Origin of the sequence: Legionella sp. PC997, from assembly GCF_014109825.1 — a bacterium.
Lineage (GTDB): Bacteria > Pseudomonadota > Gammaproteobacteria > Legionellales > Legionellaceae > Legionella.
In genome coordinates, this window is the sequence record NZ_CP059576.1 from 3,082,811 (window position 1) to 3,108,227 (window position 25,417).

Below are 25,417 nucleotides of genomic sequence, written 5' to 3' on the forward strand. Positions count from 1 at the left end.
ATAAGTCTCATAAACAGCTTTCACAAAAATTACTGTTCTTGGAACTTATTTCATACCTATTCCTTATAAATAATGATCGATCAATAAAAAAACAAACAATAACATCAAATACACGATTGAAAATCTAAATGTTTGCATTGCAACAACAGGTTTATCGGTACGATATAATTTATGCGACCAAAATAAAAATCGCGCACCCAGCACTAAAGCCCCTATTAAATAAAATAAGCCACTCATCCCTACAACAAAAGGCAATACACTCACTACAAGCAATAAGATGGTATATAAATAAACACTCAATTTAGTAAACGCAATCCCATGGGTGACGGGTAACATAGGAATTTGAGCATGCTGATACTCTTCGTAACGATAAATAGCCAGAGCCCAAAAATGTGGAGGTGTCCATATAAAAATAATTAATACCAGCAATAAAGCTTGAGGATCCAATTGATTTGTCACAGCAGTCCAACCCAGCAACGGTGGTGCAGCTCCAGCTAATCCACCGATGACTATGTTTTGGGAGGTGGCTCTTTTTAAGTAACCTGTATAAATACCAGCATAGCCTATGAGGGTAATAAACGTAAGGCACGCAGTGAGTTGATTTACAAATATCACCAAAATTGTCAGCCCAAGAGTACCCATGATTAAAGCAAACCATAAAGCTTGCTTTACAGAAACCTGTCCACTCGCTACAGGTCTTTTTTTGGTTCTGGCCATAATGGCATCAATTCGTTTATCTACCAAATGATTAATTGCAGCCGCACTTCCTGCACACAGTCCAATACCAAGCAGAGAAAGAATCAGCAGCGACATACTAACCCAGCCAGGAGCGGCCAGATACATTCCGACAACTACCGTCAATAACATAAGTAGTACAACTCGAGGTTTGCATAACTCAAGGTAATCACGCCAAGTAGCTGACGAAGATTGAACTACATGCTCAGCGTGCATCATTTTGCCCCTTACGCGTTAAATGCAGCGTACTAAATAAGGTTGCCAGTAATAGTGCAGCAACCCCATTATGGGCTACAGCAACACTAATTGGCAGTAAATAAATTACATTTAAAATTCCTAAAGTAAATTGAACCAATACTAATAAAGACAACACTACAGCTGCGGTTTTAAGATAATTAAAGCTGCTTCTGCATAGAATCAATAACGAGAGTACCAGAATATAAACTGCGGTTATTATTGCCCCTAATCGGTGGATAAATTGAATTGTTACTCTTACATCATGATCGAGTACCCCTCCTTGATAATTAGCTCCCACTGGCGAAAATAAATTAAATCCTTCTGCGAAATGTAGATCAGGTAACCATTCACCATTACACATAGGGAATCCAATACATGAGATCCCAGCATAATTTGAACTAACCCAACCGCCTAATGCGATTTGCAAGAACACAATAAGCAACCCGATTCGTAACCAAGGACGCCATTGTGATAAATCATTTCCCTTTATTGAGCTAATTTGTAATCGAAAACGACTTAAGCATGCAACGATCAGCATACCGCCTAAAAGGTGTCCCATAACGACTACTGGTAACAACTTCAAGGTTACTGTCCACATCCCCAAAGCAGCTTGAAAGAAAACTAAGATAATTAGTGCAGCGGGCAAATGCCAAGACAAATTGTTACCCTGCAAACGCTTGCGTGCTACATAAAAACCTATAAAAAAAATTAACAAAGCTAAAGAACCAGCAGCATAACGATGAACCATTTCCGTCCATGCCTTTCTAGATTCGATGGGAATTTGTGGGTATTGAGTTTGTGCAGCCTGCAATTTGTCCGTAGCACTTGGAAGAACCATCTGGCCATAACAACCAGGCCAATCCGGACAACCTAAGCCTGCATCAGTCAAGCGCGTATATGCCCCGAGCATAACTACGAATAAAGACAAAAGCACAGCAAATGACACTACATACCGTAATAATTTATTCTGCATTAGATTAATCACTCTTTTCTGTTGTATTGAGCAATAACTTCAAATCTTTGTATACATCATTAGGGTTTACCTGAGATGCATAACTGAGTATTAAATAATTACCTGGATCAGCTATAAATACTTTATTTTCAGACAATAAAGCCTCTTTACTAACTTGATCTGCAGATAATTTTGCCACTTTAAAATCTATTTCCTTTAAATAGGCTTGTTGCTTTGGTGATAAGGGAGGTGCTTTATCACTGAGAAGAAGCCATTGATCCACCTGGTATAATTTGCGTCCTAACGCCAGACGAATTCGAGCGAGTATATCGAGCTGCTTCATACACCCTTGATCACAAGCCTCTGAACTCCAAAAGACGATACGCCATTTGGATTTTCCTTCCAAGGCATTCACCATTATTGGTGGATTCAGCAATGTCCCTTTATTAACCCGAGTAGCGCCCAACCAAGAAGGATGCTGGTAAAATAAATAAGCCGCTACGCCGGGGGTGACGAATATTACAACCAACAACACTAAAATATAATATTTACTGGCTTGTTTTTTCATTTTTTTTCTTCAGATTTAAGGCTACAAATATAATTAGTATTACCAATGCCATAGCAAACCACTGCAAAGCATAAGCTAAATGCCGCTGCGGAGGCATGGATACCGTTTCCCATTCACGCACAAATCCATTTGTGTCTTGCTTGTCGAGGCGAATAATAAACGGAGCGACTGATTTTTGCAAAACTTGGCTGATCAATTGATCATCTACACGCTCCAAAATGATCGTATTATTCCCTTTTTCTTCTATAGCCGGCCCTAAAACCCATTGATTTTTACTGGGAAAATAGACTGTTCCTTGTAATTCGATTATTCCTTTGGGGATTTGGATGTTTGGAAGAATTCGCCGTGTCAGTTCACCATGAACCCATCCGCGATCAATTACAATTATAGATCCATCGGACAATCGGAAGGGAGATAAAACATCGTAACCAAATTGATGTTTGTAATGTTGATTATCCAATAAAAATATTTGCGGCAGATAATGACCTTTTAAGGAGAGTCGTTCATATTGCACTGGCAGTTCTTTCTTTACCGCCCAAGGAACTGGGTTTTGCTTCTCTTGGTTTTTTTGTGCCACAATCATTTTTGTTTTTTCATCTGCACGATGGATTTGCCAGAACCCAAGGCGAACGAATAAAGAAAAAACTAGGATTGCCAGAATTGACATCGGCCAGCTTGGGGTGAAACGAAATTTAAAACAGGTTAAACTAGGCATCATTAATTAATTGTTTAAATGTTAGTCATAATTTGACGGCAATTTCGGGAGTATAACAAATGATCACTAAAATTATCATCATCTCTGTCATGATTATCATTGCTGGGGCTTTGGCAAGTGGTCTTATCTTCCTAATTCGAGACCCAGGAAACTCCAAACGTACCGTTAAAGCATTAACGATAAGAATAAGTATTTCAGTAGGTTTATTTATATTTTTATTAATTGCTTTTAAACTGGGTTTAATTAAGCCTCATGGCATTTGATTGGAAGGATAAATTATGCGTATTGTATTAATCAGTTTCCTATTTCTGTGTCAGTGCATCCATGCAGACACCATAAAAAATTACATGAGTATCGCTGATAATATTCCTCAGATGGAAGTTAAAGCAGATCCTCAAGCGCAAGCATGGGCTCGCTCTGCTCGCCATGTCTTAACAATAACGTGCGAAAGTATTGCAGAAACGATGATTCAAGCCAATGAAGTCGCAAAAAATCAAGGAAATCCTATTTTTTGCTTGCCACCAGGGGTACAGCTTAGTGCATTTACGCTTTGTGAATTGATTCAGCAGACATATAAAGAGATCTCAAGCCAGCAAAGTGATAAAGATTCCATGACCGTTTCTCAAGTAGCTTGGTTAGGAGCAAGTAAACACTATCCTTGTCAACAAAATACAGCGGCAAAAAATGAAATGCTTCATGTTTCCGCAGCGCTTGGACAACCCTCCTCACAAAAATAAAAAGCCCTTCTTTTTACATGAGGATTAATTCGCATTGATTTAATCCTTATTCAAAATATTAATTACTAATGTCGCGAATTTCTCTGAGATAACTTAACAAACTGTGCTTTTTTTAACACCCTTCCAAAACTTCTTTCAAAGTTGGACGCCCTAGGGTTTTCATTACTTTTAAATTTTAAAAATATAATGATATATATCATAAAGATTAGCCAACTTGCTGTACGTGAAAGGATAAAATATGATTCCTCCAAACAAGCCAGAAAATGAGGCGGAACGCTTAGCAACACTTTATAAATTACACATACTCGATACCGAGAAAGAGGAACGTTTCGATAGAGTAACGCGTATTGCATGCAAACTTTTTGAGGTCCCTATTTCGGTCATCTCATTTTTGGAAGCTGAGCGTCAATGGATGAAATCCACGCAAGGATTTGACATAAAAGAGGCCAAGAGAAGAACATCTTTTTGTGGCCATGTTATTCTTTCTGATGAAATTATGGTGGTCGAAGATGCAACCAAAGATAAGCGATTTTATGATAATCCGTTTGTTCTTGGAAAACCCAATTTCAGATTTTATTTAGGCTGTCCTTTAAAAGTCAAAGGCTATAATGTGGGGGTAATTTGTCTAATCGATGACAAACCTCGAGCAAAAAGCGAAGTTGATGAAAATGTGGTTCACGATCTTGCTGAAATGGTGGAAATGGATCTGGAGCAATTACAGATTTCCATAACTGATGAATTAACAGGTTTATCTAATCGGAGGGGATTTTTAAAATTAGCCGGCTACTTATTTGAGAAATGTCAACGTGAAAATCAAATGTTTACCCTATTATTTTTTGATTTAGATAAATTCAAATTAATAAATGATCAATTTGGACATGCGGAAGGTGACAAAGTGTTAAAAATTTTCGCGAATGCTCTTCTCCAAAATTTTCGGTATCATGATGTTATAGGACGTTTAGGCGGTGATGAATTTTGTATATTTTGTTCGGGATTGAACCAAAACGATGTATCTGCAATTATTGACCGCTTAAAAAGCGTTTTAAAATGTGCACAATCCTCTAATTATAAGATTGAATTCAGTGCGGGGAGCATACAATATGATGCCAATAAACATCGAACCCTGGAGGATATGCTTGATCTAGCTGATTCTAAAATGTATGCAACTAAAAAAAGTAAGTGAAGTGGCATCGATGCACATAGATTGTAAAGAATGTTCCTTAAACTTTGGGCAACCTAGCCAAACAAAAGCCAAGATGCCCTGATAAATCAACTTAATTAAGCTTCAAGCATGTGAATTATCGCATTATTAATGTCAGGATATACACTAATTACAACAGCAGCTACTAACATAGCTACTCCTACATAACGAAATAGATAAGCGTTCCTGTGGGAAATTAATAAACCCACACCAACTCCAACGCCTAACAATAGAAGAGAGGAAAATAATGTGCCTAGAATAAATAAGGGCAAATTATATACACCCACCCCACCTGAAGTCATCATTTCATTACCTTGGAATATAGTAAACAGAGCAACTAAACCTATGGTTAGAAGTAGTGAGACGCTCGGACGCAAAGAAAGCAACCCCGCACACACAATAAGAGATGCCAGGATACCATACTCTAACAAAGGTATAGACACTCCAGAAAGGTTTAATATGCCACCTAATACCATAGCAACAGCAAATATCAAAGGAATGCTCCACAAAGCTCGTCCACCAATTTGTGCCGCAATTAGTCCCACTGCCAACGTAAATAACATGTGGTCTACCCCATGAATGGGCATGCTCAAACCTTGGACAAAAGGTTCACTTCTCATAAATTCAGCATGATGTGCAAACGCTAACGATGGAACACAAAAAACCAAAAAGATGCCAAAAATTGTGCACCATGAACTGCATTTAATTTTTAACATTTCAATTCTCCCTTTCCCCAAAAAAAAAATTTATAATTTAGTATAGTCCATCCGTGAGCATATAATAAAATTAGTGATTGAAGATTATGAAAATAATCTTAATTAAGGATTGTATGAATTGGGTACAAATGATTTAAATAGGTCTGCACTTATTTGATAAAATCTTTTATAAATCCCCTCATCCGTTATTTAATCATCGAGAAAATTGCTTATGAATAATTAAGTAGACTTTTTCTTTCAAGCCTGGACTCTATTGAGTTGATCCAGGCTAAAAGCAATGGACCTCATATTATTTACTAAATTCTTCAAATGCTTCTAAAGCTTCTGCAGCATACATTAAAGATGGACCCCCACCCATGTAAACTGCCATACCTAAAGTTTCCAAGAACTCTTGGCGTGTTGTTTGTAATTTAATTAAAGCTTGCGCATGAAATCCTATGCAACCATCACATTGTTTCGCAACAGCCAGAGCCATAGCAATTAATTCTTTAGTTTTTTTATCGAGTACACCGTCTTTAGTTGCTGCTTGCGCAAGAGCTGAGAATCCAGACATTACTTCTGGCATTTCTTTACGCATTTTGGCTAATTGAGTACTAATATCTTTGGTAACCTGAGAATATTTATCTGACATTTAAAAAAGCTCCTTTTAGTAATCACTCATTCTCTCTATCATTTTCTTTGTTATTCACCAACAAACAAGTCAATGTTTCGTTTGAGTAATTATTTTATTAATGAATGCCGAAAAGGCACTCTAAGGTCTATTTATATTACCCCAATTGGCGAAATGTAAACAGACCCTAAATTTACCGCATAACTTTGATTAGAAAAAGATTATTGATTAAGAAACAGCTCGATTTAACGTTTCTTTCGCTAAAGTCAGGCGACGCTCAACCTCACCTAACTCTGCTTTTAAATGCAAAATTGCACTGGAATTATGGCTATGTCGGAGGTGCTCCAAAGCTTTACTCATCGCATGTTGTTGCTCTAAAAGCGTATTAATTTCAAATTCAAGATCATTGATCCATTGTTGTCTAGTACTCAACATTTTTATGCCAAAGGAAACGTTTTCTCCTGACTTTTTTTTGCCTTGATGCATTTGACATAAAACAACCAAGATGTTTATTTTTTGTCTAATTCGCTCTGCCAAATATAAAGCACTACGCTTGTTTTGTTGTTTGGATAATGCATGAATGTCCGCTTTAATTTCTGCGATACAGGCTACACCATTTGCTTCTTTATCTAAACGAAATACCCCTCTGGGTAGGCGATGAATGGAGAAAAAGGAACCCAGCTCGCTAATTTTCCATTCCAATTCAGGTAATCGTGCCATTAATTGGCTCAGCAATTCATTAGATTCTGTAATGTCCATGGTGCTTTGTCCTTACATCTCCCTTCACAGAGGCCAGGAAACTCTGCAAAATCTTAATCTGGAACAGCCGCATCCAATATTGGTGTTTTTCCTCGCAACCAGGAACTTACAAATGGTGGTGAACACATGAGAATTAAACCACCAATTAATGTCAACTCGTAGCGTGCCATACCACCTACATTAATTCCTTCTGGTGGAATAAAACTCACGGCTAAAGTAGCACATACACCCACAATACCTACACCCGCTACAAATAACATACCTATTATACCGCCAGGAATTGCAAACGGTCGAGGATGGTGGGGCTCAGCAATCCGCAATTTAATTGCTGCGGCAAACATAATAAAATACATCAGCATATACAATTGAGCAGCTAAAGCAGTTAGCAACCAATAAGATCCATTCACACTAGGCATAAATAAGAATAAACCTGAAAGAACAGTGACAATGCTGGCCTGAGTGAAGAGCATTACAATCGGTGCACCTTTTTCATTCGTACGTTGGAAATATTCAGGTAAATTACCGTCTTCTGCAGCAACCAATAATCCTTTTGTGGGGGCAATTATCCAGTTACTCACACCACCAAGCCCACCTAAAACCAACATTACAGCGACTACAGGCATCATCCAATACATGTGATAACTGGAAAAAAATGCTTCAAATGCTTGCATAATTCCTGCTACTAAATTGATGTCTTTGCCGGGCAAAACAATTGCAATAGCCAAAGAACCTAGAATTAGGGTACTTAAAATAATTCCTACTGAGTAAATTAATACTTTGGGAAAAGCATGTTGTGGATTATCAACATCATTTGCATGAACGGTAGCGATTTCAATACCACAAAAAGACATGATGATCGCAGTTAAAGAGACCCACATGGACTTATCAGCTAAATGAGGTACGATACTTGGAGTATCAAATTGAATTTGCAACGGATTACCCTGGGTAACCCAAAAAGCCCCAAGGCCAATAATCAACGACATGGGTAATAATAAACCTGCAAGAGAACACAGATTACTGAATACAGCTGAAGATTTCATTCCCCGCAAATTTAATATCGTAGCTCCCCAAAATGAACTAACGATTACTGCCCAAAGAAAATAAGGATTACTTGTCAATGCAGGATTAATTAAATAACCAATAGTGCCTGCGACGAAAGATAATATCGTTGGGTACCAAATTACATTTTCTATCCATTGCAACCAAATGGCTAAAAAACCCATCTTTTTCCCAAACGCTTGTTTAACCCAAATGTAAATCCCGCCTTGTTTGGCCCACCCTGAAGCCAATTCTGCTGAAACCAAAGCAGTTGGGATTAGAAAAAATAAAGCACCTAAAACAAAATAAAAAATTAATTGACTGCCAAATAAGGCTGTAGCAGGCAAATTTCGTATACTATCCACAGAACCAACTGTTATCATAGTCAGACTGAAAATTGTCAGTGAATGTTTTTTCTCGATCATCGCATTCCTTCAGTGCAGTTTTGGGGCGTGCAGAAGCTACATTATATTAAAAATTAGCTTAAGGAACCCTTAATAATCGGGCAATAATTAAACAAAATGTTCCTTGATTTTATTTACTAGCCCATAGATTTTTAGCTTGCTCTGTAAAATAGCATGATTTAATAAGAAAATCTCTGCATTTTTTCCTGTCTTAATGTACCAAATTATTAGCTCAAGCCAGAAAAGCGAACACACTCAATTCCCGTTTTAAAATAAAAAATAAAAAGTTTTAAAATACTTACCACACACCGAAAGATTGAATAAAGAGAAACGAAATAATTAAAACAATAATTATTAACTAATATTAAAATTAGATCATGGATGGGAGAGTTTCATATCCTAGCTTCTCTGTGCTATAGTTCCTATTTTTTTCGGGTAATAGATCATGTTTGAAACCTTAACCGAACGGTTGACCCGCTCCTTCAAAAGTCTACGAGGGCAGAGTCGATTAACTGAAGATAATGTACAACAGGCTTTGCGTGAGGTCAGGATGTCACTGCTGGAAGCAGACGTCGCCTTACCTGTCATTAAAGAATTTATCGAAGAAGTAAAACAAAAAGCTTTAGGACAGACAGTCTTAACTGAGTTAAATCCCGATCAGGCTTTTGTTAAAATCGTTCATGATGAATTAATTCATATCATGGGTGATGAACGTGCTGAGCTTAACTTTAAAACTCAACCCCCAGCTGTATTCCTAATGGCAGGATTACAAGGCTCAGGAAAAACGACCAGTACTGCGAAACTCGCACGATACTTAAAAGAATCTGAAAACAAAAAAGTAATGGTGGCCAGCGTCGACGTTTATCGACCCGCTGCAATACAACAGCTCAAAATATTAGCAGAACAAATAGATGTCACTTTCTTTCCCGCAGAAGCCAACGAGCAACCACTAAGTATTGCTAAAAAAGCGCTTGATACCGCAAAAAAACAATATATGGATGTATTGTTGATTGATACTGCAGGTCGTCTGCACATCGATGCCGACATGATGACGGAAATTAAAGCCTTACATCAAGAAATAAACCCAATTGAAACACTGTTTGTTGTAGACAGCATGACCGGACAAGATGCTGCGAATACAGCAAAAGCTTTTCATGAAGCCTTACCTTTAACAGGAGTCATACTCACTAAAACAGATGGCGATGCGCGTGGGGGTGCCGCTCTCTCAGTAAAACAAATTACGGGACAACCTATCAAGTTTATTGGTAGTGGTGAAAAAGTAGAAGCTTTGGAGCCATTTCATCCCGAGCGAATTGCCTCCAGAATCCTTGGCATGGGTGATATTCTTACTCTGATTGAAGAAGTCGAACGGAAAGCAGACAAACAAGCGAGTGAAAAACTAGCTAAAAAGTTGAAAAAAGGCAAAAGTTTTGATCTAGAAGACTTCAAACAACAACTGCTGCAAATGAATAATATGGGCGGTATTGCTGGTATGATGAGTAAACTACCCGGCGTCAGTCAAATGATGCCGCAACAAGCAATGAAACAGGTCAGTGACAAAGCTATGGCACAAACTATTGCTATTATCAATTCCATGACCCCCAAAGAACGTCGTATCCCCAAACTTATTGTGGGTTCACGCAAGAAACGAATTGCATTGGGTTCAGGGACACAAATACAAGATGTAAACAAATTATTAAAACAATTTGAACAAATGCAAAAAATGATGAAAAAATTTACAAAACCTGGTGGAATGCAAAAAATGATGCGTGGACTCGGTGGTATGGCAGGATTAAAAGGCATATTACCGGATGATTTTAAATAATTCGCAAGAATTACTTCACATGGTGAATTAATTTTCGTACAATACACGGCATTTTTACGTAACCACTCTAAAGTAGAGGAAAATAATGGTCGTTATACGTTTATCAAGAGGTGGCGCCAAAAAGCGTCCGTTTTATCATATGGTCGTTACTGACAGCCGCAAACGCCGCGATGGTAGTTATATTGAGCGTATTGGTTATTTCAACCCTGTAGCTCGTGGACAAGAAGTGCGTCTGCATATCGATGCAGAAAAATTGAGCCACTGGCAAAAAGTAGGGGCACAGTTATCTGATCGCGTCAGCGCTTTGATAAAAGAATTTAATAAGAAAGGCGAAGCTGCTTAATAAAGTGAATAATCAGGAAAGCTGGATAATAATTGCCCGTTTTGGGCGGCCTCATGGTGTTAAAGGTTTTGTTACGGTTCACTCCTTTACAGAACCTCGTGATAATGTTCTAAAGTATGCAAATTGGCATGCGTTTATTAATAATAAATGGCAACCAATCAAATTGTTGCATGCCGAAGTACAAAATAAATCCATCATAGTCCAAGTTGAAGGTTATCCTGAGCGCGAAGTTGTAGCTCAGCTCACTAATATAGAAATTGCAGTGCAACAGGAACAATTGGCAAAACTGGAACCTGGTGAATATTACTGGCATCAACTTATAGGTATGAATGTGATCAACCAACAAGGAGAATCTTTTGGGAAGGTCATTGAAATAATCCCTACAGGTGCAAATGACGTGCTGGTCGTAGAAGGTACTAAAAGACTGTTAATACCTTACTTGCCTGGAAAATTTGTATTAGATGTGGATTCCACCCAGCAGATAATCACTGTTGATTGGGATATGGATTTTTAAGCGGTGCTTCATTTCGGTGTAATTAGCTTAATACCTGAAATACTTAATGCCTTAAATTACGGTATTACAGGAAGAGCCATTGAGCAAGGCTTAGTTAAAATTGATTGCTGGAACCCAAGAGATTGGTCTTCCAGGCCCTACAGGCAAGTTGATGACAAGCCTTATGGGGGTGGCCCGGGAATGGTAATGATGTATGAGCCCTTGAAAGGGGCCATTATGCAGGCACGTAGTCAAATGCCGAGTCATTGTAAAACGATTTACCTGAGTCCTCAGGGCAAGGTTATTCGACAAAATGACTTGAATCAAGTGGCAAATGACAAACAACCACTGCTCTTTATTGCTGGGCGATATGAAGGAATTGATGAGCGTATTCTTCAAAATTATGTAGATGAAGAATGGTCTCTTGGAGATTTTGTTTTAAGTGGTGGTGAGCTCGCCGCTACGGTGTTTATCGATGCTATTATTCGTTTAATACCGGGGAGCCTAGGGCATCTTGGTTCCGCAGAACAAGATTCATTTATGAATGGTTTACTGGATTGCCCGCATTATACACGACCAGCAACCATTGAAGGATTAGAGGTGCCGCCTGTTTTATTAGGTGGTCACCATAGAGATATAGAACTGTGGCGGCGAAAGCAATCTCTAGGTAAAACCTGGCTTAAACGCCCAGATTTACTTGAAAAAATACAGTTAAGTGAAACAGACAAGCAATTGCTTGCTGAGTTTAAGTATGAACACGGTGATTCCTAAAGGATGAACCAATTTGAGGAGTAGTCCATGACTAATATTATTGACCAACTGAATGCTGAGCAAATGCAAGGCAAGGAAATCCCAGATTTCAATCCTGGTGATACTGTTTTGGTTCAGGTGAAAGTAATTGAAGGTACCCGTGAGCGTTTACAGGCATTTGAAGGTATTGTTATTGCAAAACGTAATCGTGGTTTAAACTCTGCATTCACTGTTCGTAAGATTTCACACGGTGTTGGTGTTGAGCGTGTATTCCAAACTTACAGTCCGATTGTTGATAGTATTACTGTAAAAAGACGTGGTGATGTTCGTCGCGCCAAACTTTACTATTTACGTAATTTAGCTGGTCGCGCAGCGCGCATCAAAGAAAAGTTACCTGGTAAGAAAGCGGATTAATACTTAATTCCCTGAACATATAATCCCCGTACAGCGGGGATTATTCTTATTTTCTTCATGTTAAGAAAAAAATCTTAATCACATAAATAGATTTAATCCAAAGTTTTTCTAAAAAGCAAAATTGCTGAAATAACAATCAGAAACATAAACAATAAAATGGGCCAAATATCAGGCCAGAGAATGCTCAAATCGGCGCCTTTCAACATAATATTACGTGTAATTCTTAAAAAATGTGTTAGCGGAATCACTTGGCCGATGTTTTGCGCCCAAAGTGGCATCCCACTAAATGGGAACAAAAATCCAGAAATCATAACTGCAACCAAAATATAAGCATTAGTTGAGGCTACAGCTTGGAATTGAGTCTTGGCGAAGGCAGAAATCGCTAATCCCATTGCTAAACTTCCAATCGAGTAAGGTGCCATAATCAAAAGATAAAGTAAGAAGCTTCCGTGAAAAGGTACCGAGAAGACAAAAACTGAAATGATCAGGAGCATAAATAAGATAAGATAACCCACTATGAAATGGGGGATAACTTTACCTAAAATTATATTTGCTGCGCTTAGTGGTGTAATTAACAGTGTTTCGAAAGTCCCTACCTCATATTCAGCAGTGATTGACATGGCAGTAAGAAGCGTAAGTGTTGTGAACATTAGTACCGAAATTAAACCAGGGACAATATTATATTGTGAAAAACCTTCAGGATTAAATTTAGGGTGTATATCAAATTTAAAAGGTGTTTGCTGGGAAGAAAGATAGTTTAAAGAACCAGACAAATCACGTTCAAACAATTGTGCTGGAAGAGCAACTGCTGCTCGAAATGCATTGGAGATTGCTACTGGGTCAGAAGCGTCCGCTTCAATGAGGACATGAGGTTTTTCTCCTCTTATTAGACTCTTTGAAAAATTGGGAGGAATATTGATAACAAAAAGCCCCTTTCCACTTTGTAAAAAATTCTCTGCTTCTTTTTCATTATGAGCAAAATGATTTAAGGAAAAATATCCTGTATGTTTAAAACCTTCTAATAATGATCGCGTAAAGGTAGTACTCTCAGAGGATACAACTGTAGTTGGCAAATATTTGGGATTGGTATTAATCATAAAACCGAATAACAGTATTTGCATGATAGGAACTAAAAATAAAAACAAAAAAGTAGAAATATTTCGTTTGATTTGTATAAACTCTTTTTTAGCAACTGATAGGACACGATAAAATTCTATTTTTATCATCTATGATCTCTGCTCACCGAATGTAGAAAGCCAAACAAATACATCTTCCAATGATGACTCAATTATTCTTCCATTAAAAAATTCATTTTCAATATAAGGCTTTATTACTTTAAACAACTCCTCCTTATTTTTACTACTCACATGGAGGGTATTATGGAATCTTAAAACTTGATCGACTCCCTCAATAGCTTCTAATTGATGGGATAACATTGCAATATTTCTTCCTTTTATTTCCCAAGTAGTCAAATTTACAGAATTTAAAATTTCTCCAATCGTTCCTGACATAAGGGTTTGACCATAACACATGTATGCAATTTTATTACATTTATCCACTTCATCTAAATTGTGTGAACTTAATAAAATAGTAATTCCTTCCTGTGATAATTGATGCATTAACTCCCAAAACTCTCGTCTCGCCTTAGGATCAATATTGGCGGTTGGTTCATCCAATAATAACAATAAAGGATCATGTAATAAGGAAACGGCTAGTGATAATCGTTGTTTCCAGCCACCAGATAAGGTACCTGCGATCTGATTTTTGTATTGTTCCAAATCAAATTTATGCAAGTATTTTTCGATTTGATTTTTTCTATCAACAACACCATAAACTTCAGAGAAAAACATCATATTTTCGTAAACAGTTAGATCCTTATAGAGACCAAAGTTTTGCGACATATAGCCAACAAGAGCTTTAATCTGACGGGATTCTGTTACAATATCAAACCCTACACACTCACCAGAACCAGAATCAGGAGTAATAAGGCCACACAACATTCTTAAGGAAGTAGTTTTTCCGGCTCCATTTGGTCCCAAGAATCCATATATATCACCATACTCCACTTTAAGATTTAGATTTTTTACCGCCTGATATTTATTGAATTTTTTTGTCAAATTGCTTACATCGATAATATAATTGCTTTTATCCATAAAAATACCTATTAAATAACTCCACCCATACTCAATTATGAAACTGTTACGTTTCCTTGACGCTTCAGAAGGGGTTCCTACTTCTTTCCCGAAATTTTTAAAAGAATTCTTTGTAAAAAAGATGGGCGAGGAATGGTTATGAACCTTTTAACAAGCTCAGCTTCTATAACCAATAATTCGCTATCAATTTTTGCAAATGCCGACTCTTTTCTTTTCATATCCGTCATAAATTCAGAATCTCCAAACATTTGGTTTAGACTAATTTCAGTAGAGCTACTGTTTTTAAAACTAAGGAGAACTACCTCTCCTTTAAGTAGGTAATAGCATGCATTCGCGACATCCCCTACTTGATACAAGTAGGAACCTCCAGGAACCTTAATATTTTTTGCAGTTTTCACCATCGTCTGTACCTTCTCATGTGAGAAATTGCTAAAGAGATGGTGAGCTCTTATAAACTGAATTAAAAGAAATTCTTCACTTAACTTTTTCAAATTAGGATATTTTATATGGGGTTGTTTCAAAAAACTCAGAAAATCAGGAAGACTAATTTTAAGTAAATGCATAGAGGTTAGTGATTTTACCGTTGCCGTGAGAAGTCCGGTATGTGAAACAAATCCTTCTGAGGATAAACCGATGATATCCCCTTTACTTAACTCAGCAATACGCATAGTTTGCATGGTTCCCAATGAATGGACCGCTCTGACAACCTCAGCGCTTCCTGAAACAATCAGAAAAATACAATCAATAGGTTCACCTTCAATCACAAGTATTTGCTCTGCTGCAGCAAATTCAGATTTTGCATATCCAATGAGCTGATGCGCATCTTCTCGATTGAGAAGACAGAAAAGAGGATGTTGTAGAATGAGATCCTCATACTGCTCAAAGTTTTTTTTCATAAATTTATCTGTTCTCTCAAGATTGGCACCAAACTTATTAATCTAACGTTCTTCTAAAAAGTACGATTCCAAAAAAAATAATAATTACTGAAAACACAATTATAGGCCATGTATCAGGCCATAAAATATCAAACCCTGCCCCTTTCAACATGCTATTTCGGGTGATCCTTAAAAAATGGGTCAATGGAATAATTTGGCTTATTGTTTGCGCCCAGGGAGGTACTCCCGTAAATGGAAATAAAAAGCCAGAAACCATAATTGCGACGAGACCATACGCGTTTGTTAAGCCTATAGCTGCAAATTGTGTCCGCGTAACCGCTGAAATAGCGAGACCTGTGCCCAAACTGGAAATAGAATAAGGCGCTAAAAGTAATAGAAATAAAAAAAAGCTACCATGGAAAGGAATAGAGAAAATGAAATACGCGATTATTAACAATATAAAAAAAAGAAAATACCCTAAAATAAAATAGGGTAAAACTTTCCCAAAAATAATATGTGCTGGTGTTAAGGGGGTTATTAATAATGTTTCGAAGGTTCCTCGCTCAAATTCTGAGTTTATAGATACAGCAGTTAAAACGGTCAACGTTGAAAAGATTAATAATGCAATTAATCCGGGTATGGTATTGTACTGGGATATATTTTCTGGGTTATATTTAGATTGGATATCGAAAATAAATGGGGCATCCTTAGAAGCTAAATAACTCAGAGAGCCTTGTAGTTCATGTTCAAATACTTTCGACGGTAATTCAGAGGCCGCTCGGAACGCATTTGCAACGGCTACAGGGTCGGATGCGTCAGCTTCGATTAATACATGCGGATGTCTTCCCCGAATCAAATCACGGGTAAAATGAGGCGGTATGTTGATAACGAAAAGAACGGAGCCACTAAGTAACAGTCGCTCTGCTTTTTTTTCATCTTCGGTTATTGTTTGAATTGAAAAATAATTTGTATTTTTTAGGCCCTGCAATAAAGCGCGGGTGAACGAGGTATTCTCAGAAGTAATGACCACGGTTGGAAGATGGCGGGGATTGGTGTTAATGATGGCACCAAACAATAATATTTGAACAACTGGAATGATAATTAGCCATGAGAAAATCAAAATATCTCGTCTAATTTGAATAATTTCTTTCTTAGCAACCGACCAGATACGAAGAAATTCATTTTTAATCATTTATCGTCCTTGAATGAGAACTAAAAATACTCATTTTTCTCAAACAGATTTCTGAAATTTTCAAAAACATCCATAAAAGATAAGATCTATATATTTGGCAATCATCTTTACCCCGGGTGTTCTGTGATTTGGTCACCGAATTTTAAGGGAGGTTAAGCTTTAAATGTTGAGTTATTAATCAAATCGAAGGCCGCGAAACAAATCGCAGAAAAAATGTACGACGATTGTCAACACACCTTATTTTCTTGATATAAATCTTAATCAATTATAGTGTATCGTATCTTAATATTATCCTGAGTAACAAGCTATGATCGTGAAGATTTAAAAGCTTGTTTAGAACAATAGAAATGCTCATCAACAGAATGCAAGGAACAACTTAAGTAACCCCAACTGCGTGACTGGTGAATTACTGGTAAGGCTATATGTTTATTTCTTCGGATACATATTGTCAGAAGTTACTATTTGGTGGTAAGTTTTTTTATTCCTGCCCATTGAATCGATAAATTCGTTTAAGATCAAAATAATATGCAAGAATTCATTCCAAGATGGTTGTTTTTTCTTATGATTTGCGCCCAGCTTTTGGGTTGTAAGGAGAAGAACAATTCGTTGCAAGGATATGTTGATGCTGATTATACCTATATATCAAGCAATTTTTCAGGAAATCTTATCAGCCTGGATGCTCGAAAAGGTACTGCAATAAAAAAAGGAGAGCTGTTGTTCACACTGGATGGACAGCCACAGCAATCCCAACTCGAGAAAGCGCAAGCAAATCTTACCCAAGCCTTGGCACAAATCAAAGTAAAACAAGCAGATCTTGACTTTCAAAATAAGTTATTGATTCGATATAAAAAATTACTAAAATCAGGCGGGGTCAGTCTTGAACAACTCGAAGAAGTAAAAAACAATTACCTTAATGCTCAAGCATTATTAATTTCCCAACAGGCATTGGTCGAGTCGTCGAGGGCAGAACTAACCCAAGCGAAATGGAGTGAATCAAACAAAAAGAAATTCTCCTCTATTTCAGGGTACGTTTACGATACCTATTTTACTGTCGGTGAGTTAGTATTATCAGGTCGTCCAGTATTATCTATTGTTACACCTGAAAATCTAAAGGTTATTTTTTATATTCCCGAGCCTTTATTATCACAATTAAAATTAAAAAATGAAGTCAGCATTAGTTGTGATGGATGTAGTGATACATACCTTGCGACTGTAAGCTATATTTCTTCAAAAACTGAATATACCCCCCCTTACATATTTAGTGAAAGTTCAAGAACCAAATTCGTTTATCGAGTCGAGGCAAAACCCGTTAAAGAAGCATTGAATGATTTACATCCGGGCCAGCCAGTTAGCATCAACTTGATTTATAATCGTTAAAAGCGAAGTATTCGCCATGATGAAGTTAATTCGTTATATAAGAAGATGAAATGCAAAAAATTTATTTATTTTTATGCACAATAATACTTACGAGTTGTAAGGTGGGACCCAATTTTCATTCACCAGATGCCCCCCAAACGCCACACTATAACAATGGGTCTGTGAAAACAAAAACTGTCGGCGCCCCTAGCAGGGCCGGTCGACCGCAACAATTTATCTTTAGAAAAAATATATCCAAATCATGGTGGGAACTATTTCATTCAAAAGAACTAAATTCTTTTATTGAACAAGGATTAAAAAATAATCCATCCATAGCAATGAGCAAAGCCAATTTGCGCAAAGCTCAAGCCAATTTGCTTGCTGAAGCAGGACCTAACTTATTTCCTACTGTGGATACCCAATTTTTAGGAAGTCGTGAAAGAAATAGTCTACTCGCCACGGGCATCAATCTTACTCCGACCCCAGGAACAACGCTCCCATTTTCCTCAGTAAATACTTTTGATCTGTACAATGCCTCAGTTAGTGTGAGGTATAATCTAGACTTATTTGGCGGTAATCAGCGTCAGCTAGAAGCTTTAAAAGCAGCAATAGATTATGAACGCTTCGAATTGGAGGCTACTTATTTAACATTAACCGCAAATATAGTTACCACAGGCATCACAATTGCATCCTTGCAAGAACAAGTTAAAACCACAAAAGAACTTATTGAATGTCAAAAAAAACTGGTGAAACTTGAAAATGATAACTACCTTCTTGGACATACTTCCCGAGTAGACTTACTCAATAGCAAAAATCGACTTAAAGAAACCCAAGCGCAACTTCCTGTCCTCAAAAATGATTTGGCAAAAAAACATAATGCTCTTGCAGTGTTAACAGGCTCATTACCGAGTGAAACAGAACTTTTTGACCTTACGCTGCAAAATATCCAGTTACCCATAGAGCTGCCAGTGACTCTTCCCTCACTTTTAGTCAAACAAAGACCGGATATAAAATCCTCTGAGTCGTTATTGCATAAAGCAAGTGCTGAAATTGGTGTGGCTACTGCGAATCTCTTCCCCAAATTAAATCTAGGAGCTACTTATGCGTGGTACTCAACTGCACTTAGTACTTTATTCAATCCTGCAAATAATGTATGGAACTACGGCGGCCAAATAGCGCAAACCCTTCTTAAAGGTGGGTCGCTACGTGCAAAACGAAAAATCGCAATTGCAGTATATGATTATGAACTTGCAAGGTACAAAAAAGTAGTACTAGATGCATTTCAACAGGTTGCAGATGTATTACATGCTCTGGAGTTCGACGCCGAACTGTTGCGTGAACGGGCAACTTCAGAAATTAATACCCATGAACATTTTAAAATAGTGAGAATGCAATACCAACTCGGTAAAGTGAACTATTTGTCGGTATTAAGAGCAAAAGAGGCTTATCTAAAAATTCATCTTAAAGTAATTCAGGCTGAAACGGCTCGTTATAATGACACAGCAGCGCTTTTTCAATCATTAGGTGGAGGATGGTGGAGTAAAGGATAAATATCTAGCGTTTTTTTAATTGGAACTCGTATTCACCTCTTTTTCTTCTTACAGTTGGAGAAGTACGCAATTTCGCCAAATTTAATTTCATTAAAATTGAAATATAAAACCACCCCAGATCAAATTCCGTATTTAGATAAGAAAGCTTGGCAGAGGAAGGATTGTGATGGTGATTATTGTGTAATTCCTCTCCATTTAACAAAATCCCTATATGCATTAAATTTCGCGAATTATCCTTAGTATCAAAGTTTCGATACCCACATTTATGAGTAAGGGCGGCAAATGCCCCAAATAATACCGTAGTAATTGCAAAAATATTTATATCCCACATTACCATTCCCCACAAACCAAAGAGCACGATATATAATGATAAAAAAAGTACCAATCCTAGAGATTGAAATTTAGTAAAAAGAAATTGCTCCAGAGCATCGTTATCGGAGATGGTTCCATATTTTTCTATCAGTGATGAAGGATTGCATTGGGCACAAATTTCAAATCCACCCAAGAATAGATTAAATGTCCCCTTATATATTGGACTATGTGGATCAAGTGGTAAATCTGCTTTTTGATGATGTAAGCGATGAATGGAGACCCATTCAGCTCGATTTAGCCCGGTAGCAAGCCAGAGCCAAAATCGGCAAAAATACCTTATTGGCAGTACGAGTTCAACCGACCGATGTGTTTCGCATCGATGTAAATAAATACTAAAGACAACAATGGTTATATGATAAACAATAAAGCAAAATATCAATTTTCCTTCCCAACCCAGGTCCCAAATCCCATAAATAAGTAACTGATTATTGAAAATAAGACAAAAAAGCAAATAAACAATTAGGAATGACGATACTAATAAAACATCTTTGGATATTATCCTTGGATTTGAAATCTTCATTACAACCTCTCAACCCCTACATGAAACAAATCTGAGTTATACTTATGCCTTTATATTTACATTTTTTTCGCCTAAAGCTTTCATTACTTCAGTACCTGTCTTTAACTCCGGTGGAACTTTGTTAAGATGATGAATTATTTTTACCTTCTCTAAAAAACATAATAAATAATAAGTGATATCTATTTGCCACCAGCGAAATCCTTGGCGTGATGATCGTGGGTAATAGTGATGATTGTTATGCCAACCTTCGCCCAAAGTAATTAAAGCCAGCAGAAAATTATTCCGACTTTCATCTCCTGTCTCAAACGTTTTCGTACCCCATACATGGCAAAGTGAATTGATAGAAAAAGTAGCATGGAAGAGGATAATTGTTGAAATAATCCCCCAAATAACTAACTGTGGGCCATTAGTTTGAAGCTGAGGATAATAATGGGCTAAAAAGCTACCTATAAAATAAAGTATGAATAATAAACAGATAGGGACCACATTATCATAACGATTCAACCAGCGTAATTCAGGATATTTTGCAAAATCCTGTATCGCTTTGTAGTCTGTTTTAAAGTTGTCTGAATAAAAAATCCATCCCACATGACTCCACAACAGACCATGTTGTACTGGAGAATGTGGATCTTGTGATTTCTCTGTATAGCGATGATGATGACGATGATGACTTGCCCACCAAAGCGGTCCTCGTTGTACCGCTGCCGCACCTATTACAGCAAATATAAATTGCCAAAACCGATTTGTTTTAAAGGTCTTATGTGAAAAATAACGATGGTAAAACCCAGTTATTGCAAACATTCTAAAAAAATAAAGGAACATAGCAGTTATTACGGCTGTAATGCTCCACCCAACCCAAAACACTGCTAAGCAGCACAAATGAAGAAGTATAAAGATGAAAACACGCGCCCAATGTATCGTACCTTGCTGTAAATGATTCTCTTTAAGACTCGTATCAAACCATCCATGTATGGAGAATATTAACGATTTGAATTTCATTTTTACCTCTGGAAACGAAAATTCGTTATCTATAAGGAATATGAAATAGGTATGAGATTTGATATTTTCTATAAACAGCAGAATAATTCATATCTAAATGAACACGGTTTACGTCACTGAAAATACAATCTCAGAGCTACAGCATAAACTTTGCACCCTAACTTAGCTCATATATTTTCCATAATGTATATAATTGTAGCAAATATTCATTCGTTAGCATTTGAGAGCAAGCAAAAAGTACAAAAAATTACTGAATCTTAACTAAATTTGCCTCAGGAAATTAATTCACTGGAAAGGATTGCGGGTTTTTATAATAAATCGACAGTTTTTTTGTCATCCAACCATTATCGGGAAATGTCGTTCCCGGTACCTCCCAAACCCCCGTTGCAAAAGCACCAGCTCCCCACAAAATTGCAAAAACATGTGCTTCAACTGCCTTTTTCAATTGCACATTATTATTATGAGCCCAATTAAAATGGTTTAATACCAAACAACGAGTAGCATTTTTTCCAGCACATAAACTATACCCTTTAGGTAAATTAGCAATATCTTGATTAATCCAAGAAGCACTATTGCTTAAATCGGGTTGCAACCTTGAATCGCCAAAAAAATATACAGGAGCTGAGCCTTCTTCATGAGCCTCAAGAAGAGGCTCATCCTGAGTTGGGATATGGGCAGCAGGTATTTGCCATAACATTGCCGGTATGTAGCTTTTTCCTGCTTGCTTTCCTAAACCTTCGCTAATCTGTTTCGTCATCGTTAGGAAATTTTGCCAGGCAGCATCATTATAAAACGTTGCCTGATTCATGAGTAAATTTGGGTATTTACTGCTGTAATCATCGGCACCATATCGATCAAAATAAATAAAATCAGGTTTGTAGGGACTGGTGAATAACTCAAAGCTTTTCAAGTCAGCCAGAACCCTATCCACATAAGGTTTAACAGCAGTTGGCCCCCGATGAATCCACCACCCCCCTTCTGGAACTGCTGAAATATTTTCATGTACTCCCAGCGCGACATGAGGTCCAAAATGCTTCGCCATCCAGTTTTGAGCCTGTAACCAACCATTAAAATTATCAGAGAAATCAGGTAGGTCAGGGCTTTGGGTTGCTGAGGTACAAAGAGGCATCACATATTCGTTAACGCATGTGGCAAACGCTTGTCCGGCAGTATAGTTATCCGTTTTAGTTTTAAGCCAAAGAAGTAAATCATTTGGGTTGCCATTAATTAGGATCGGTTTATTATCCCATCCATAAGTGCAAAGAGGTGTTTGAGTAGGAGTGAAGTTAACTTTTTTACTCATCATACAATAAGCGTTGGAAACAGCCTGGGCTACGGGGATGTATAAAGATTTAACTGCTTCGACACGATTTGTATTTCCTAAGTAACCCAGCATATCTGGGTTTAATAAAATAGTGCCATACGTTCCAGTATTGCTATAAGCATTAGATTCTAATGTTTTAGACAAAAACATGAGATTAAAAAAATGCTTTGTTAAATCATCTAAGTTAGTAATGCTATCCGGATTCCAACCACCACTTAGTTGCCAACCGTATTCAACTAAAACAGGATTAACCGCATGACCAGTCTTGGCTTTTATATTATTAGCCATGTTAATCATGTTCCAAATTTTATAGGGAGTTTCTACTTTTCCAGGATCACCGTCGCCACCTGAACCATTGTATGTAAATACAGCATCAACACGAATATTTGTCGGCTCTTGCGGAGCACCATTCGTTATAGTTCCCATAGCTAGGTAGTTTGGCCAACCGGAAACAATATAATTGCCTGTATTTTGACCAAAAGAAAAGGAAGATAGGCTCATTGCAAAAACAATTAAAAAGCTCAAACTCATTTTTGTCATTGTATAGTTCCTAAATTATTCATCAGACTCTAAAAACGATGGGGTTACACTATTGCTGATTTTACTGATTGGACTGATGCTTGGAAAAAAACGAATTATACCACAACAGACCATAATGTTCACAAACAACACCTAATAAACAAAAAACAACCAATTTTAATGATCGTTATTGCTGATATACTATTGAATTGAAAAATGTTGTTGCGGCTCGACTTAAAACGACCGATCTGTGTGTCGATTTTTAAAAATAAAGGCCACAGGAGGCAAATTACTCACCTATGTCTTCATTCCATAGCGTTCTATTTTGAGCAATGAAGTCTCGCATCATGGTAATACATTCTTTATTTTGTAAAACCTCAAGTTTTATACCATGTGATGTTAATAATGATTCTTCCCCCATAAAGGTTTGATTCTCTCCAATCACAACATGAGGAACTTTATAAAGAAGTATAGCTCCGCTACACATGGGGCAAGGCGAAAGAGTGGTGTATAAAATGGATTGCTCATAAACTTTAGCTTGCTGTCTCCCCGCATTCTCTAATGCATCCATTTCAGCATGTAATATGCTGCTTCCCTTTTGAACCCGTTGATTATGTCCGCGCCCAATGATCTCGTCTTGGTGAACAAGCACGGCACCAATGGGTATTCCTCCCTGAGCGAGACTCTGACGCGCTTCTTCTATCGCTGCTTCAAGATATCGTTGATGAGGTCCTGACATGGTAATCCCTGCAATGACAGTAATATTAGGAATATTCTCCAGGATTTAATCATTATAAACAAGAATATAAATTTGGAAAAAATAATCTGAGCCTATTGTGCCGCAGTTGTATCAAATCACTTACTTAGTAGCATTTATCATACATTAACCGTAGAGCAGGAAGAGAAAAAAAATCCATCACGATCGAATAAATCGAAAACGCAAAATTTGTTGGCCAAAACTGGAAAGACACAGGGAATAATATAACTCAATAGATTGAGCATCACATAACCCTTCTCAAGACTTGGTTGCGGGATTAACGAAGCCTACATCCGAGATGGATCTCAAAGAAGTAGGCAGAAAGAAATTCACATTAAGAGATTGTGCATGAGCCGCTATTGTTTGGCAAACAAACTGGTGCACGGTTGACTACTTTCGTACGTGTAGGAGCAGGTGTTGGCGTTGGTTGAAAGAAGTGTGGCTGATATTCCGTGGCGGTCGGTTGGGATTTTTCTTCCATTTCTTGTTGATTCACATGATTGCTTGTTGCATTCGAAACAGGAGTGCTGTGTAATTGACTATCCGCTGTTTTTTGCGCAGGTTTAGCTGTTTTATTTTCGGTATTAGTCGATGCAGGCTTCACGGAAGGAAAATTATTTACAAGGCTTCGATTAAAAATAAACGGTTTCTGAAATACTGTCCATTTCTCATGCCCAGTAATGTGCTTTAATGCATATAAATGTATTTCATTATTTATTTCTTTATAACGGGCAAAAAACTCAGTCCGGGAATAACACGTATATTCGTGACTTTCCTTACGTGCCTGTGCAAAAACACTATTGAGGTCTTCCTCACTTTTAAAAACCCTATTCTTGTATTTATACTCCCAACCGCCAGGATGGGTATTTGAAGAAATTGTTTCATTTCCAACACCTTCAGGAAATGATATTAGTTTAACGTAATCTGTATTTTGAAAAAACCGTTGCAGCTCTTCTTCAACCAGCGCAAAACCCTTCATTACCAGCCTATAACTAAATCCAGAAATATTGGGGAGTGTTAAAATTGTGTATAAGTCGGGATTTGAAAATTCTTCTTTTGTTTGGCCTACGGCTGTCCTCCAAACAACATCACTCGAAGCAAGGTTCTGCCAATCTTTACAGACTAACTCTAAATTTGCTAAATCCCTTGGGCCTAAAAATGTCATTATATGCTCTACAATCTCTGCGGGTATTTCGGGTAACGGATCTTCATATTTCTCTTGCATGATGGTTCTCTTTATGGAGTTGATTAACAATTGCCATATGATACATGATTAATATTAAGTCAAAATTAACAGATAATG

At 37.3% G+C, this 25,417-nt stretch carries 27 protein-coding genes; 10 read left to right on the forward strand and 17 right to left on the reverse strand.

Annotation, left to right across the window (positions count from 1 at the left end; genetic code table 11):
• Positions 1-63: 63 nt before the first annotated feature.
• Genes cyoE through HBNCFIEN_RS13425 form a run of 4 tightly spaced genes read right to left on the reverse strand, consistent with a single transcriptional unit; the run spans position 64 to position 3,207 of the window.
• Complete coding sequence (cyoE, locus tag HBNCFIEN_RS13410; protein WP_182393706.1) at positions 64-951, reverse strand: heme o synthase; 888 nt, start codon at positions 949-951, stop codon at positions 64-66.
• Positions 941-1,945, reverse strand: coding sequence for a heme A synthase (locus HBNCFIEN_RS13415; RefSeq protein ID WP_182391574.1), 1,005 nt, complete (start codon positions 1,943-1,945; stop codon positions 941-943). Before HBNCFIEN_RS13415 ends, cyoE begins: the two co-directional genes overlap by 11 nt.
• Before the next feature lie 4 nt (positions 1,946-1,949).
• Positions 1,950-2,492, reverse strand: coding sequence for a hypothetical protein (locus tag HBNCFIEN_RS13420; protein WP_182391575.1), 543 nt, complete (start codon positions 2,490-2,492; stop codon positions 1,950-1,952).
• Complete coding sequence (locus HBNCFIEN_RS13425) at positions 2,473-3,207, reverse strand: SURF1 family protein (RefSeq protein WP_182393707.1); 735 nt, start codon at positions 3,205-3,207, stop codon at positions 2,473-2,475. The genes HBNCFIEN_RS13420 and HBNCFIEN_RS13425 overlap by 20 nt, the downstream gene beginning before the upstream one ends.
• Before the next feature lie 59 nt (positions 3,208-3,266).
• Between HBNCFIEN_RS13425 and HBNCFIEN_RS13430 the strand changes: the two genes are divergently transcribed.
• From HBNCFIEN_RS13430 to HBNCFIEN_RS13440, 3 genes are all read left to right on the forward strand, one after another.
• Positions 3,267-3,470 (forward strand): twin transmembrane helix small protein, encoded by a 204-nt coding sequence (locus HBNCFIEN_RS13430; protein ID WP_182391576.1) that lies wholly within the window; start codon positions 3,267-3,269, stop codon positions 3,468-3,470.
• A 15-nt stretch (positions 3,471-3,485) separates the two neighbouring features.
• On the forward strand, positions 3,486-3,944 hold the full coding sequence (locus tag HBNCFIEN_RS13435; protein ID WP_182391577.1) for a phosphatase: 459 nt from the start codon (positions 3,486-3,488) through the stop codon (positions 3,942-3,944).
• Positions 3,945-4,182: 238 nt separating this feature from the next.
• A complete protein-coding gene (locus HBNCFIEN_RS13440; protein WP_182391578.1) occupies positions 4,183-5,127 on the forward strand; it encodes a sensor domain-containing diguanylate cyclase in 945 nt (314 codons plus the stop codon).
• Between the two features lie 95 nt (positions 5,128-5,222).
• On the opposite strand, the gene HBNCFIEN_RS13445 is transcribed toward HBNCFIEN_RS13440, so the two are convergent.
• The 4 genes from HBNCFIEN_RS13445 to HBNCFIEN_RS13460 form a co-directional block, all read right to left on the reverse strand.
• On the reverse strand, positions 5,223-5,861 hold the full coding sequence (locus HBNCFIEN_RS13445; protein ID WP_182391579.1) for a HupE/UreJ family protein: 639 nt from the start codon (positions 5,859-5,861) through the stop codon (positions 5,223-5,225).
• Between the two features lie 289 nt (positions 5,862-6,150).
• The gene (locus HBNCFIEN_RS13450) at positions 6,151-6,492 is read right to left on the reverse strand and encodes a carboxymuconolactone decarboxylase family protein (protein WP_182391580.1); all 342 of its coding nucleotides are present in this window, start codon (positions 6,490-6,492) and stop codon (positions 6,151-6,153) included.
• Positions 6,493-6,699: 207 nt separating this feature from the next.
• Positions 6,700-7,230 carry a hypothetical protein gene (locus tag HBNCFIEN_RS13455; protein WP_182391581.1) on the reverse strand — a complete coding sequence of 177 codons (531 nt, stop codon included), beginning with the start codon at positions 7,228-7,230 and terminating at the stop codon, positions 6,700-6,702.
• A gap of 53 nt (positions 7,231-7,283) precedes the next feature.
• Positions 7,284-8,693 carry an amino acid permease gene (locus HBNCFIEN_RS13460; protein ID WP_182391582.1) on the reverse strand — a complete coding sequence of 470 codons (1,410 nt, stop codon included), beginning with the start codon at positions 8,691-8,693 and terminating at the stop codon, positions 7,284-7,286.
• Positions 8,694-9,117: 424 nt separating this feature from the next.
• Between HBNCFIEN_RS13460 and ffh the strand changes: the two genes are divergently transcribed.
• The 5 genes from ffh (at position 9,118) to rplS (ending at position 12,497) form a co-directional block, all read left to right on the forward strand.
• Positions 9,118-10,497: a signal recognition particle protein gene (gene ffh, locus HBNCFIEN_RS13465; RefSeq protein ID WP_182391583.1), complete on the forward strand. Its 1,380-nt coding sequence runs from the start codon at positions 9,118-9,120 to the stop codon at positions 10,495-10,497.
• Between the two features lie 85 nt (positions 10,498-10,582).
• A complete protein-coding gene (gene rpsP / locus HBNCFIEN_RS13470) occupies positions 10,583-10,840 on the forward strand; it encodes a 30S ribosomal protein S16 (RefSeq protein ID WP_182391584.1) in 258 nt (85 codons plus the stop codon).
• Between the two features lie 4 nt (positions 10,841-10,844).
• Positions 10,845-11,354 (forward strand): ribosome maturation factor RimM, encoded by a 510-nt coding sequence (gene rimM / locus HBNCFIEN_RS13475; RefSeq protein ID WP_182391585.1) that lies wholly within the window; start codon positions 10,845-10,847, stop codon positions 11,352-11,354.
• Positions 11,355-11,357: 3 nt separating this feature from the next.
• Positions 11,358-12,104, forward strand: a complete 747-nt coding sequence (trmD, locus tag HBNCFIEN_RS13480) for a tRNA (guanosine(37)-N1)-methyltransferase TrmD (RefSeq protein WP_182391586.1) — start codon at positions 11,358-11,360, stop codon at positions 12,102-12,104.
• Between the two features lie 27 nt (positions 12,105-12,131).
• On the forward strand, positions 12,132-12,497 hold the full coding sequence (rplS, locus tag HBNCFIEN_RS13485; protein ID WP_182391587.1) for a 50S ribosomal protein L19: 366 nt from the start codon (positions 12,132-12,134) through the stop codon (positions 12,495-12,497).
• A 92-nt stretch (positions 12,498-12,589) separates the two neighbouring features.
• On the opposite strand, the gene HBNCFIEN_RS13490 is transcribed toward rplS, so the two are convergent.
• The 4 genes from HBNCFIEN_RS13490 to HBNCFIEN_RS13505 form a co-directional block, all read right to left on the reverse strand.
• A complete protein-coding gene (locus HBNCFIEN_RS13490) occupies positions 12,590-13,723 on the reverse strand; it encodes an ABC transporter permease (RefSeq protein WP_182391588.1) in 1,134 nt (377 codons plus the stop codon).
• Positions 13,724-14,650, reverse strand: a complete 927-nt coding sequence (locus HBNCFIEN_RS13495; RefSeq protein WP_182391589.1) for an ABC transporter ATP-binding protein — start codon at positions 14,648-14,650, stop codon at positions 13,724-13,726.
• Positions 14,651-14,727: 77 nt separating this feature from the next.
• A complete protein-coding gene (locus HBNCFIEN_RS13500; protein WP_182391590.1) occupies positions 14,728-15,546 on the reverse strand; it encodes a cyclic nucleotide-binding domain-containing protein in 819 nt (272 codons plus the stop codon).
• A 37-nt stretch (positions 15,547-15,583) separates the two neighbouring features.
• On the reverse strand, positions 15,584-16,717 hold the full coding sequence (locus tag HBNCFIEN_RS13505) for an ABC transporter permease (RefSeq protein ID WP_182391591.1): 1,134 nt from the start codon (positions 16,715-16,717) through the stop codon (positions 15,584-15,586).
• Positions 16,718-17,242: 525 nt separating this feature from the next.
• Here HBNCFIEN_RS13505 and HBNCFIEN_RS13510 point away from each other — a divergent pair.
• Both HBNCFIEN_RS13510 and HBNCFIEN_RS13515 read left to right on the forward strand, forming a co-directional pair.
• On the forward strand, positions 17,243-18,094 hold the full coding sequence (locus HBNCFIEN_RS13510) for an HlyD family secretion protein (RefSeq protein WP_182391592.1): 852 nt from the start codon (positions 17,243-17,245) through the stop codon (positions 18,092-18,094).
• Positions 18,095-18,144: 50 nt separating this feature from the next.
• Entirely contained in the window at positions 18,145-19,623 is a 1,479-nt protein-coding gene (locus HBNCFIEN_RS13515; RefSeq protein ID WP_182391593.1) for an efflux transporter outer membrane subunit, read from the forward strand.
• 4 nt (positions 19,624-19,627) lie between these two features.
• Here HBNCFIEN_RS13515 and HBNCFIEN_RS13520 read toward each other — a convergent pair whose 3' ends face one another.
• The 5 genes from HBNCFIEN_RS13520 to HBNCFIEN_RS13540 all read right to left on the reverse strand — a co-directional run bounded on the left by HBNCFIEN_RS13520 (position 19,628) and on the right by HBNCFIEN_RS13540 (position 25,339).
• Positions 19,628-20,515: an acyl-CoA desaturase gene (locus HBNCFIEN_RS13520; protein WP_182391594.1), complete on the reverse strand. Its 888-nt coding sequence runs from the start codon at positions 20,513-20,515 to the stop codon at positions 19,628-19,630.
• A gap of 42 nt (positions 20,516-20,557) precedes the next feature.
• A complete protein-coding gene (locus tag HBNCFIEN_RS13525; RefSeq protein WP_182391595.1) occupies positions 20,558-21,514 on the reverse strand; it encodes a fatty acid desaturase in 957 nt (318 codons plus the stop codon).
• A gap of 280 nt (positions 21,515-21,794) precedes the next feature.
• Complete coding sequence (locus tag HBNCFIEN_RS13530; protein ID WP_182391596.1) at positions 21,795-23,378, reverse strand: hypothetical protein; 1,584 nt, start codon at positions 23,376-23,378, stop codon at positions 21,795-21,797.
• A 268-nt stretch (positions 23,379-23,646) separates the two neighbouring features.
• Complete coding sequence (locus HBNCFIEN_RS13535; protein WP_182391597.1) at positions 23,647-24,096, reverse strand: nucleoside deaminase; 450 nt, start codon at positions 24,094-24,096, stop codon at positions 23,647-23,649.
• Between the two features lie 352 nt (positions 24,097-24,448).
• Positions 24,449-25,339, reverse strand: a complete 891-nt coding sequence (locus HBNCFIEN_RS13540) for an F-box protein (RefSeq protein WP_182391598.1) — start codon at positions 25,337-25,339, stop codon at positions 24,449-24,451.
• Between the last annotated feature and the right edge of the window lie 78 nt (positions 25,340-25,417).